The following is an 11,835-nucleotide window of genomic DNA, read 5'->3' on the forward strand; positions in this document are numbered from 1 at the left end:
ACGAATATTCTAGTATAATTAAATCCTATTGTTCGTACATATGTTAATTTACAGTATATTTGTTATTTTGTCAAAACAAATAAAAAATTATGTGGCGAAATGAAAAAATGCCTGTCCTCCACTACTTTATTGCTCTAGAGTAGTGGGGGACAGGCACTGAATGGACCGTACCTACATAAAAGAAATCACTAAGATGATCACCAATGGTAAAAGGACAATAAGATAACCGATCGGGTTGCCAAAATTGAGCGTCCAGCCAACGCCAAATCGTTTTTCAACAAATATCGACGGATCCTTTCGATTGAAATAAAAGAGGCCGCCTTTCCAATGGGCATCTTCGTCGAAATCGGTTATTCCCTCTTCAGCTTCATCCATGCCGAGTTTATCTGATCGTCCTACTTTTACAGCAAAAGCAATGGTTCCGGCTAATACAATGACAAGGAAAATGATTGGTGCTACCGCAATAGTCATTCCTGCAAATAACTCAGGGTGAATCGTTTTTAATTGAAAAAAACTAAACATAACGGTCAGCAAGAAACTAACGATAAACATAAACCAGCTTGAATTTTTTCGTAAAGAGAGTTGGCGCATGCGTGAAGCACTGGTATTAGTAGCACTTAATTTAATGCCGGAGTTCTTGGTCCCACAATGAATGGCCAAAAACATGAACTGCATAATTAAAAATGTTAGCGGCATTAAGATTGCAGACATGGGCGTTTTTTCTGTAAAGTCATCAGCTTCACCGTTAATTCCCCAGTGAGTTGGAATCTGTTCCGGCAGCAGGTCGTATTGGAGAATGGTGTATACGAGGACTCCAACAGTTATTACTATTGGCAGTAAATATACATACCAAGGAAGCATTTCATCCTGGGACCGGACGGATAAATCAGTGATTTTTACTTGTTTTAGACCCTCTCCCCATTTATTTCTCCTTTTTAATTGAAGCGTTTTTCCGTGATAGAAAAAATAAAGGGAAAGACTGTAAATAATGATGCCAAATTGGATGAGCGTCCCAACCAGCACAGTTTGTTCTTCAGAAGGGTTATTAAATAGTGCCCAAAGAAGATAGCCGGCTAAAACCACAAATGAAAGAAAGGAAACTAGTAGTGCATATCCCTTTTTGTAAGATGTAAGCTTTTCGTTCTTTAGGTATTTCTCTGGGACGGTGACCCCAAATATAACGGTCCGCTTGACTAAAAAAGGAACTGCGGTTTGGATTCCAACCAGAATAATCGCAATGATAAGAAAAATGGCCAAAGTCATAGTTATGCGCCTCCTTGTTACTTGAGATTTTTATTGCTTTTCCTTAAATCTTCAATAATAGAAGTGACAAGTTGTTGAATTTGCTCATTGGACATTCCTACTACAAGAGATTCTGCGATAAGTGGTTTATATTCATCCGTTAATCTATCGTTTGAAGATTCATTGAAATCTTGAGGGGACGAGATCACCGCTCCAGATTTAGGAGCTATGCGGATAATTCCCTTTTTCTCTAATTGGTGATAGCTTTTATTGACTGTATGCATGTTGACCCCAAGGTCTGCTGCAAAAGCCCTTACTGACGGCAGGGAATCACCTGGCTGAATCAATCCTCTAGCGATTCCTTCGATTATTTGATTGGTGATTTGTTGGTAAATGGGAATATCGGAATCAGGTTCAATTCGAATAATCATGTACTTTCCCTCCAATCTGTTCTATATACATTATAACACTTCTGTTCTACTATATCTATAACAATGTAAATTGAAAGGAAAACGCAATTGCATGGACTGGGGTGTTTCTAGGCCATTGGTCCTTTTTATTGAGTGGGAAGTGAAGATTCCCGCCGCCAGACCATCGATGGGTAAAACCGACATAATACTTCATTTTGCAAAAATGTCGGTTGGGCAGGATTTCTGCCACTCGTTTTTTCCTTAGAGATGCCTGAAAAGCACCTACTGGAGTACATTCAAACTTAGTGGAGCACGATTTCCTTAATAATGCCAAGCATATTGTCAATATGATGAAACGTCGTCTGGAAAAGGAGCTCGGCGTTCCTGTCACCAAACGCTCAAAAATGAGATTACCTGGAAACATCTAGTCCTTTTTAATAAAATAATGGCGAAAAGATATGAAAAATGCACAGGGCTCAATTGTGCACTGTGCTTCTTTTACATTCTTCCCTATTAATATTGAAGAAAGTCCACCAGGCAAACAGTGATAGTCACTGTTCGCCAAAGGATAAGGAATTTGCAAAGGAGTTATTACAAAGTCTCGGTCTAGAACCATCATTGACTTTTGTCTGATGAAGATGGATTTTCATTTTGACCGTGATCACTTATATCGGAATCTTGAATCACCGTAATAATTATGGATTTAGCAGGTGAAAAATTTCCCATTGAAAAATTAGCACCAAATAATTTTAAGTTTGCAGTATGGCTATTGTGTAAGGTTCTTCCTATATTAATGCTTGCATTTTGTGCCATCCCGTTTACGTGCAGGTTGAAAATATTAATTTGATTAGACATAAGAGCCTCCAATTGAACGCAGGTTTTGAATATAATTTAAAATATGTTAAAAAGCATAATAAGAAATGGACAAACATGGAATTTAATATATATAGTTTTTATCCTATCTCTTCAAATCAATACTGTGGGCCGTTCATACAGGAACTATCTAAATTTATTATGTAAAGATAAACGAATGAAAATTTTATATTAAATTACGATAATTACGCATAGGTTCATAACGAGCCATAAATTTTGGATAAGATATCCTTTACATTTTCAAACTATCGTTCTAAATTTTAAATAAGAAAACAATTTTCACTAAAGGTAAAGTCTTCACAAATTCCTCACGATCCGACAGACGGTCTGCTCAATCATTTTCCCTTTTTCCCATCCTAAAAGCATCTAGCAAAAAATATTTAAAGGAGTGTAAAAGAATATGAATCAATCGATTGCTCGGATGGGGCGTATTACTTCCATTCTCTCTGGAATCCTTCTGGTTTTGGCACATTCTTTAAACCTTGTGGCAAGCAAACATGATAGCATTTCTGGTACGTTTCTTGTTTTTGTAGCCCATTTACTGCTCGTTTTTGCTTTTTTTGGATTGTATTCGATTCAAGGAGAAAGAAACGGGTGGCTGGGTCTTTTTGCTATGATTATAGGAAATGTGGGAAACATCATTGTCACAGCGATTGTTTTTGTAGAAATGGCACAAGCTTCAGGGGAAACAGTCGATCAAGTTTTTACTACTACTTTTACTGAGCCCATTTATACGTTCGGACCTCTCCTGTTTGTCTTAGGGATGATATTATTGGGAATCTCGATGATTAGGGAGAAGGTATTTCATCAAATTTCAGGCTATCTTTTACTGATCGGCACCATCGTGTTTGCTGCGGCAAGTGTCTCAGGAGACGCCCAGAAGATGATTGAGCTCATAGGCGCTCTTTTCACAGGAGCGGGATTTATCGTATCGGGATTAAAGTCTGATCAATTAAACAGGCTTTCCGAATCGGAAATGGGGAAAAATGTTCCGTTGTAGATACACCCTATCATGTCCATGCGAATAGGTATCATATTGTTCTCCTAAAATAGTATAAATAGCTTCAAGTGAAAATAAGCTAAAAAGTGACTGAAATTGCAAAAAACGCCTCCAAAAATCAAATTTGGAGGCGTTTTTTGATGTTTTGCTTTAAAATTGGTAATCAAAAGTGGAATTTGGTGAATCGCTAAAAACTGCCAATCTAGTTAGTGTAGAAGTAGTGCGGGAAGTTCTTTTACATAACTCTCGTAACGACAGCGGGCCACACGTACCGCAGCTTGGAAGATTGGGAGCGCGATGAATTAATCAAAAACCTGTCTGAAGCACTGGAAATCTGTGACAAACGAATTCAAGATGCCATGATCCATCATTTCACCCAAGCCGATGAAGACTATGGCCGCCGTGTGAAGGGAAGGGATCGAACAGGTAATGAAAGATATCCAAGAAATGAAGGCGGAAAATCAAGTTCCAGGCCGTGAAGCGGGTAAATCGAAATTTGGGCAGGGAACCATTGCGGCCAACGAAGCGACAAAAGAGGCTGTGAAGAAAGGGCACGAAGCGTGCCCTTATTAATAATGATATGCCTGGCATCAATGTCACCGCCGTCAAATTGACGGCGGTTTCTTTGTATAACTAGGCTCTGAAAATAACGAAATGTTGACTTCCAAATATAAAGGAAGAAATTCCGGCTATTTTGGAAAATACCCCTACTTCTTCAATTATAAGAGGAGATTTTCCGCTTATATGATTCAAATCGGTGGATATTGTGTTATTTCAAGCGGTTAAGCGGAATATCTCCTTCTATTGCAACTTTTTAACAAACCTCAATATCATTAGCCGGAAATCCTCCGCTTATGAATTCTTATACCTTCACAAAAATCAACATAACCTATGGCTTACTTACCCGCAAATTGTGCTTTTTTCTGTTCAACGGCTTTCAAATCAAAGCGGTCAGCATTCATCACCTTAACCCAAGCAGCGATCAAGTCACGAACAAACTTCTCTTTGTTATCATCTTGAGCATACTCTTCTGCAATGGCACTGAGTAATTGGATGGTGTGGCACTTTAATGTTGTCTTTCAAGTTGAAATAGTAGCAATTGTCTAATAATTAGAAGGAAAAATAAACAAATCTAATTTATAATATATTTTATAATCTTAAAATACCAAGGAGTCTGGAGGAACAAAATATGTTTCCATTACATGAAATAGGTGTCAACTTTCCTTTTGGCTTGCTATTAGTAGATTTTAAAGGTGAAATCCAATATGCTAACCCCGTATGTGAGGATATTCTAAAGATAAAAAAGCCCTATATGAAATTTATTCAAGAGGTATTGCCAGGGAGCAGCATAATAAAAGTCATTAAAGACGGGAATTTTGAGATTACCGAGTATACAACTAATATCAATCTGTGTCTAATGAATATTTCCTTAGTTCCAGGAAAACTGGGAGGGATTCTTTTTTTAGATGATCATACCTATCATGATTTTATCGACCATTCTTCTAGAGTAATAGACTTAAAGCAGGAATTAGAAGCAATTATGAATTTGAGCGGTGAATTGGTTACGATTACGGATGCCAATGGAAAAGTATTGCGTGTGAATAATACTTGTGAGCAAATCCTAGGTGTTAAGGAATTTGAATTAGTAGGTAAAGTGGCATCGGCATTAGAAAAGAATGGCGTCATTGATACGTCCTCAACCCTACATGTCATTCGGAATAAACGTAGAGTAACGATGCACCAAGTAACGAAATCCGGGAGACGATTGATGGTTGAAGGACATCCAATATTCCATGCTGATGGGACGTTAAACAAGGTAATTAATATTTCAAAGGATGTAACAGAGATTGCTAACCTGCAAAAAAAATTAGAAGAAACAAAAGCTGTACTCGATTACTATCAACAGCAACTTAATATATTTCAAAAGCAAGAGCAAAGTTTTGTGTTTAAATCAAAGGCAATGGAAGAGGTTTATGAGCTTGCCTGCAGAGTAGCGGATGTAGATGCTACCATTTTTCTACACGGAGAAACAGGTGTAGGCAAAGAAGTTTTAGCTAGAACGATTCATCAATTGAGTAATAGAAAAGATGCTCCTTTTATTAAGATAAATTGTGGTGCCATTCCTGAAAGTATTATGGAATCAGAACTGTTTGGTTATGCAAAAGGTACATTTACTGGCGGAAATAAAGAAGGGAAAAAGGGGTTAGCTTTAGCTGCGCATAAAGGTACTCTATTTTTAGATGAGGTCGGAGAATTACCGTTTAATTTACAGGCGAAATTATTGCAATTATTACAAGAAAAGCAGTTTACGCCACTTGGAGAAACAAAACCAGTACAAGTGGATGTCCGTTTTATTACGGCAACAAATCGCAATTTGGAGGATATGGTCAAAGAAGGAACATTCCGTGAAGACTTATATTATCGTTTGTTTGTAATTCCTATTATCATCCCCCCATTGGCTGAACGAAAAGAGGATATTCCCTTTATGATTAGCCATTTCTTAGATACATTTAATCAAAAATACAAACTCTATAAAACAATCGATAAAGAAGTGGTGCAGTTTTTTATAGATTACGAATGGAAGGGGAATGTGAGAGAATTACAAAATACAATTGAAAGGCTTGTCCTCACATCTCCATCACAACATATTGAGCTAAAGGCTTTACCAGATAAATTTGTAAAATCAACGACTAAAACTGATGAGTATATTCATGGGAATTTAAAGCATGAAATGGAGATGTTTGAAAAAAAGATGATTCTTCAAGCATTAGAATCGTCTCCCACTATGAAGGAAGCAAGTAAAAAACTTGGGGTAGATCCAGCAACCATTACTCGAAAAGTGCAAAAGTACAATATTAAAATTGCAAAATCGCAATATCAATTGTGATTTTGCAATTTACCTTTTTATCAAACTATTGGGAATTTTAAGAATTGTGAATTACGTTGTTTGGTATGGTTTTTTACTCTTTTGATTTGACTAAAAATTAGGAATTTTTAGAATGAAGGTGTCAAATCTTTGAAGATTAAATTGCATTTTTGCAATTTTGATAAAAGCTCTACATCAGGAAAGCTATTTTATTAACATTTTCACTTTGGCACAGTTCTTGCATTATTAAGTATAAGTAAATAAAAAGGAGGAAAAGCATTATGAAATTATTTGGCGTTGATGTAGGGGGCACTTTCACAGATGTCATCTACAGTGATACGGAAAGAAGGATAACAGCTATTCATAAAGTGCCAACCACATTAGAAGATCCATCCACAGGTGTTGTTAATGGAATTCTTGAATTGTGTGAACGACAGAATATTAATAAAACAGAAATTGATCACGTATTCCATGGAACGACCATTGCTACAAATGCAATCCTTGAATATGACGGGGCTAAAACAGGTATGATCACCACAGAAGGATATAGGGACATCATACATATCGGACGACATCAACGTCCGCAAAATTATTCGATTATGCAGGAAATCCCTTGGCAGGATCGACCTCTTGTGCAACGAAGGAATCGGGTGGCCGTCGCTGAAAGAATGGGTCCAGCAAAGGATCAGGTTATTACTCCCTTAGATGAAGATCAAGTACGTCAAGCTGTAGCTGCATTAAAGGAAAAGGGAGTCGATTCGATTATTGTCAACTTCCTATTTTCATATATTAATCCTGCACATGAACAACGAGTCAAGGAAATTATTGAAGAAGATTACCCAGAAGCATTTATTACTGTATCGTCTGACGTTTCACCACAATTCCGTGAATTTGAACGCTTTACCACTGCTTCTATTAATGGTTTTGTTGGACCGAAAGTTAAAAGTTACATTCAAAATCTTGAGCAGCGGTTGAAGGATTCTGGAATTCCTGCTGAACTTCATATCATGTCCTCAAACGGTGGAGTGGCCACACCTAAAACTGTTTCAGAAAAGCCTGTAAATACACTTCTATCAGGTCCTGCCGCAGGAATATTAGGCGGAGCATGGGCCGGTGAATTAACAAATCGCGAGAAATTAATCACCTTTGATGTTGGAGGAACAAGTGCAGATATCGGTATCATCACAGGTAACGGGTATAGTGAATCCTCAGCTCGTGACACTTGGATTGCCGGATATCCAGTCATGGTACCGATGATTGATATTCATACAATTGGAGCAGGAGGGGGAAGTATTGCCCACATCGATGAAGGCGGAGCATTCAAAGTAGGACCTAGGAGCGCAGGTTCTCGTCCAGGGCCAGCTTGCTATGGTCATGGAGGTTTAAAACCGACTGTTAGTGACGCGAATGTTGTTTTAGGAAGAATCGATGAGCACAACTTCCTTGGTGGAGAGATGAAAATCTATTCGAATGCGGCTTATAAAGTAATTGACGAATTGGCAGAAAAACTAGATTTAAGCAGAGAAAGAACCGCTGAAGGTGTTCTTCAAATCATGAATAACAATATGGCAAATGCGATTCGTGAAAAAACCATTCAAAAAGGCGAGGACCCTAGAGAGTTTTCATTGGTAGCATTTGGTGGTGCAGGTCCGTTACACGCTGTAGACGTGGCCCAAATATTAAATATACCAGAAGTGATCATCCCGCTATATCCAGGAATTAATTCTGCTACTGGTTTATTAACAACAGATTTAAAGTATGACGTCATCAAAACTGAATTTATGATTAGTACGAATTTGGATTTCAATAGTCTGAATGAAGATTTTATTGCTTTGGAAAACCAACTGATTCAACGATTGAAAGAGGATGGAGTGTCTGAAAAAGATATTCAGATTCTTCGCAGTGCTGATTGCCGATACGCCGGACAGGGATATGAACTGCGGGTTGATTTGCCTAATGGATTGCTTGACCGGGAAACAATTGTTGAAGCATTGGATAATTTCCACGAAAGTCATAAAGGGGAGTATGGACACAACTTCCTTGAAAGTCCGATTGAGTTTGTTAACATACGTGTGACTGGTTTGGGCTACATGCCAAAAATTGAAAAGCAAGCCATTCATCATGACTTTGAATTAGAGGATGCATTATTAAAAACGGGTGAAACGACTTTTAATGTGAATGGAAGTCTTGAAAAAGTAGAGACAAAATTTTATCAAAGAGAAAAGTTGCCTGTTGGTCAAGAATTTTATGGTCCATGTATTGTTCTGCAAAAAGATACAACCACTGTTATTCCTCCTAACTGCACGGCTTTTATTGAGGAATTCGGAAATATGATTATCAAGGTAGGTGTATAGTTATGTCACAAATCATTACTGAAACCAAAAAAATCGATCCGATAACAGTCCAAGTCGTCCTTGGTGCTTTAGAAAATGTTGCAGTCGAAATGGGGCACAAGCTTGCCCGGATGTCTTACTCTAGTATTATTCGAGAATCAGAAGATTTCGGCTGTGCTCTTGTTGATATCAAGGGACAGCAGTTATGCGAGTCATCACATAGCACTCCGCTTCAATCAGGTCCGATTCCAGGGTATGTAAATGGAATTCGTCAGATTATGGCGGAGCGCAATGATACGTTTAATCCTGGTGATGTCATTATGCATAATTCACCGTATCATGGTGCCTCCCACGGTCCGGATGTTGGATTTTGTATTCCCGTATTCTATCAAGATGAATTAATTGGATTTTCAGTTACAACCGCTCACCATCTTGATATTGGTGCATCCACACCAGGAAGCTGCGGTATTGTGGACGCAGTAGATGCCTATGCTGAAGGTCTTCAATTTAAGGCGATTAAGGTGTATGAAAAAGGCGTCAAAAACCGATATATTTGGGATATTTTATACGATAACATTCGGGCACCGAAATTGGTCGTTGGTGATATGGAAGCCCAAATTGCCGCTGCTAAAATTGGGGCACAAAGATATATTGAAATCATTGAAAAATATGGGTTAGATACCGTTCAAGCAGCCAGTGAAGAATTGATGAATTACTCGGAAAAGATGATGAGAGATGCGATTAAAAAGCTGCCGAATGGAGAATACACAGCCGAAGGCTTTTTGGATGGATATTTAGATAGTGAAGACCCGGCTAAAAAGGACTTAAGAATTAAGGTGACCGTAAAGGTTGATGGCAGCGATTTAACGGTTGACTTGACAGGGACTGCCCCTCAGGTGACAGATAAACCAATTAATATGCCTTTAATAGGAACAGTCGATATTGCGATTTATCTAACCTTACGATCCATTTTACTGGATTCAACTGTATACGGAAATTTCCCGCAAAATTCCGGCTTAATTAGACCGATTAAAATTGTCGCTCCTAAAGGAACATTATGTAATCCAATTTTTCCGGCACCGACCATCGCACGGTTTAACTCTGGAAATATTGTCGCCGATACATTAATGAAAGCATTAGCCCAAGTAGTTCCACATCAGGTCAGTGCTGGTGTAGGAAACCTTCAAGTTGTGGCATTTAGCGGAAAAAATGAGGATGAAAATTACTGGGTGTACATGGATATCATGGAGGGCAGCTACGGCGGACGCTATGGAAAAGATGGCATGGATGCTGTTGATACCTTATACGCGAACACACGAAATAACCCAATTGAAGATATTGAATCCCACTATCCTTTACGAGTAAACCGTTACGAGCTAAGAGATAACGAGAGTGCTCCAGGAAAGTGGCGTGGTGGAATTGGGTCGGTCCGTGAGGTCACGTTCTTGGCTGATGGCAGTTTCTCAGTGGAAGCGGATGGGTATAAATTTGCACCTTGGGGATTTAATGAAGGAAAATCGGGTTCAGTCGGCAGTTTGTCCATTCAAGACGGAGAGACAAGAGAAGTAGTAAAACTTCCTTCTAAACTACCAAATAGACAGGCAATACAAGGCAGTACGATTCAACTTGTAGGTCCATGTGGCGGTGGATATGGAAATCCAATCGAAAGAGATCCTGAAAAGGTTCTTTCCGACTATCTGGATGGGTTTATCACAAAAAAACAGGCTATAAGGGAATATGGAGTTTTCATCTGTGAGGATGAATCAATAGATTATCAGAAAACAAGTGAATTGAGGAACCGTTAGTTTAACTTAGTGGAGGATGGCGATGAAAACAGTTACGATCAGTAAAGAACGAATAAAGCTCCATATTGAGCAGTTAGGCGAGATTGGAAAGACCGCTGATAGTGGCGTGCAACGTCTGGCATTGTCTAACGAAGATAGAGAAGCTACTATTCTCGTTTCTGAATGGATGAGAGAAGCCGGGCTCACGGTAAGACATGATCATTTTGGTAACTTAATTGGGCGAAAAGAGGGGCAGAATCCCTGCCTCCCGCCTATTATGATAGGTTCCCACATTGACTCCGTGAGAAATGGCGGAAAGTTTGATGGGGTGATTGGGGTCCTTGCTGGGATTGAGATTGTCCACACCATATCGGAGCAAAATATTGTTCATAATCATCCAATTGAAGTGGTAGCTTTCTGTGAAGAAGAGGGTTCAAGGTTTAATGATGGATTGTTTGGTAGTAGAGGGATGGTCGGTAAAATAAAGAATCAAGATTTGCAAAAAGTGGATGATAACCAAGTAACAAGATATGATGCACTTAAGAACTTTGGCTTTGGCATTAATCCTGATCTCATCGAGCAATCAGTAAGAAATAAAGGCGAAGTTAAGCAATATTACGAACTGCATATTGAACAGGGGCCCTATTTAGACAACAAAAATTACCCGATAGGGATTGTCAGTGGAATTGCCGGGCCTTCTTGGTGCAACGTAAGGATTATTGGTGAAGCAGGTCATGCAGGAACCGTTCCAATGAGTCTCCGTCGAGACCCGATGGTGGGTACAGCAGAAATCATTCAAGAGGTAGAAAAACTTTGTATAAACGACCCTGAGGCACCTACTGTTGGTACAGTAGGAATCATTTCAGCTTTTCCTGGTGGCACCAACATTATTCCAGAATCTATCGAATTTACCCTTGATATTCGGGATATCGATCTGGATAGAAGGAACCATGTGATTGGAAAAATAGAAGAGAAGATTATTCAGGTATGCAGGACCAGAGGATTGGGATATGAATTTGAAAAGAACATGGCTGCTGCACCAGTAAAGTGTTCAGAGAGTCTTATTCAATCCTTAACAGAAACAAGCATGGAACTTGGAATCGAAGCCCCCGTAATGGTAAGCGGAGCAGGACACGATGCGATGTTTCTGGCAGAAATTACCGAAATAGGCATGGTCTTTGTCCGGTGTCGGAATGGAATAAGCCATAACCCAAAAGAGTGGGCAGAAATTGATGATATTTTCACAGGAACAAAACTACTCTATGAAACTGTATTGAAGCATATCTAACTCTCAGTATGGCAGTCCATGGAGACTGCCATGTAAGGG

Annotated in this window: 8 protein-coding genes and 1 pseudogene; 6 read left to right on the forward strand and 3 right to left on the reverse strand. The window is 38.9% G+C overall.

Features of this window, described 5'->3' with window-relative positions:
- Nucleotides 1-171: 171 nt before the first annotated feature.
- From V7659_RS24250 to V7659_RS24260, 3 genes are all read right to left on the reverse strand, one after another.
- Nucleotides 172-1,263, reverse strand: a complete 1,092-nt coding sequence (locus V7659_RS24250; RefSeq protein WP_335542705.1) for a DUF1648 domain-containing protein — start codon at nucleotides 1,261-1,263, stop codon at nucleotides 172-174.
- A gap of 17 nt (nucleotides 1,264-1,280) precedes the next feature.
- A complete protein-coding gene (locus V7659_RS24255; RefSeq protein WP_335453356.1) occupies nucleotides 1,281-1,673 on the reverse strand; it encodes a GntR family transcriptional regulator in 393 nt (130 codons plus the stop codon).
- A 594-nt stretch (nucleotides 1,674-2,267) separates the two neighbouring features.
- Nucleotides 2,268-2,507 (reverse strand): spore germination protein, encoded by a 240-nt coding sequence (locus V7659_RS24260; protein WP_335453354.1) that lies wholly within the window; start codon nucleotides 2,505-2,507, stop codon nucleotides 2,268-2,270.
- 418 nt (nucleotides 2,508-2,925) lie between these two features.
- Here V7659_RS24260 and V7659_RS24265 point away from each other — a divergent pair, with 418 nt between their 5' ends.
- The 6 genes and pseudogenes from V7659_RS24265 (at nucleotide 2,926) to V7659_RS24290 (ending at nucleotide 11,796) form a co-directional block, all read left to right on the forward strand.
- Nucleotides 2,926-3,525 carry a hypothetical protein gene (locus V7659_RS24265; RefSeq protein WP_335542706.1) on the forward strand — a complete coding sequence of 200 codons (600 nt, stop codon included), beginning with the start codon at nucleotides 2,926-2,928 and terminating at the stop codon, nucleotides 3,523-3,525.
- A gap of 257 nt (nucleotides 3,526-3,782) precedes the next feature.
- Nucleotides 3,783-4,098: pseudogene (locus tag V7659_RS24270) on the forward strand (catalase-related domain-containing protein); the annotation flags it as partial.
- A gap of 616 nt (nucleotides 4,099-4,714) precedes the next feature.
- Nucleotides 4,715-6,412 carry a sigma-54 interaction domain-containing protein gene (locus V7659_RS24275; protein WP_335542707.1) on the forward strand — a complete coding sequence of 566 codons (1,698 nt, stop codon included), beginning with the start codon at nucleotides 4,715-4,717 and terminating at the stop codon, nucleotides 6,410-6,412.
- 260 nt (nucleotides 6,413-6,672) lie between these two features.
- On the forward strand, nucleotides 6,673-8,745 hold the full coding sequence (locus V7659_RS24280; protein WP_335542708.1) for a hydantoinase/oxoprolinase family protein: 2,073 nt from the start codon (nucleotides 6,673-6,675) through the stop codon (nucleotides 8,743-8,745).
- A gap of 2 nt (nucleotides 8,746-8,747) precedes the next feature.
- Nucleotides 8,748-10,529: a hydantoinase B/oxoprolinase family protein gene (locus tag V7659_RS24285; RefSeq protein WP_335542709.1), complete on the forward strand. Its 1,782-nt coding sequence runs from the start codon at nucleotides 8,748-8,750 to the stop codon at nucleotides 10,527-10,529.
- A gap of 22 nt (nucleotides 10,530-10,551) precedes the next feature.
- Nucleotides 10,552-11,796 (forward strand): hydantoinase/carbamoylase family amidase, encoded by a 1,245-nt coding sequence (locus tag V7659_RS24290; RefSeq protein ID WP_335542710.1) that lies wholly within the window; start codon nucleotides 10,552-10,554, stop codon nucleotides 11,794-11,796.
- The last annotated feature ends 39 nt before the right edge of the window (nucleotides 11,797-11,835 follow it).

Source organism: Neobacillus drentensis, assembly GCF_036966985.1.
GTDB lineage: Bacteria > Bacillota > Bacilli > Bacillales > Cytobacillaceae > Neobacillus > Neobacillus drentensis_E.

What these genes read in the sequence shown, in the direction of transcription:
- V7659_RS24275 (WP_335542707.1), top strand. Translation starts at nt 4,715, where the DNA reads ATGTTTCCATTACATGAAATAGGTGTCAACTTTCCTTTTGGCTTGCTA.
- V7659_RS24285 (WP_335542709.1), top strand. Translation starts at nt 8,748, where the DNA reads ATGTCACAAATCATTACTGAAACCAAAAAAATCGATCCGATAACAGTC.
- V7659_RS24265 (WP_335542706.1), top strand. Translation starts at nt 2,926, where the DNA reads ATGAATCAATCGATTGCTCGGATGGGGCGTATTACTTCCATTCTCTCT.
- V7659_RS24260 (WP_335453354.1), bottom strand. Translation starts at nt 2,507, where the DNA reads ATGTCTAATCAAATTAATATTTTCAACCTGCACGTAAACGGGATGGCA.
- V7659_RS24280 (WP_335542708.1), top strand. Translation starts at nt 6,673, where the DNA reads ATGAAATTATTTGGCGTTGATGTAGGGGGCACTTTCACAGATGTCATC.
- V7659_RS24250 (WP_335542705.1), bottom strand. Translation starts at nt 1,263, where the DNA reads ATGACTTTGGCCATTTTTCTTATCATTGCGATTATTCTGGTTGGAATC.
- V7659_RS24255 (WP_335453356.1), bottom strand. Translation starts at nt 1,673, where the DNA reads ATGATTATTCGAATTGAACCTGATTCCGATATTCCCATTTACCAACAA.
- V7659_RS24290 (WP_335542710.1), top strand. Translation starts at nt 10,552, where the DNA reads ATGAAAACAGTTACGATCAGTAAAGAACGAATAAAGCTCCATATTGAG.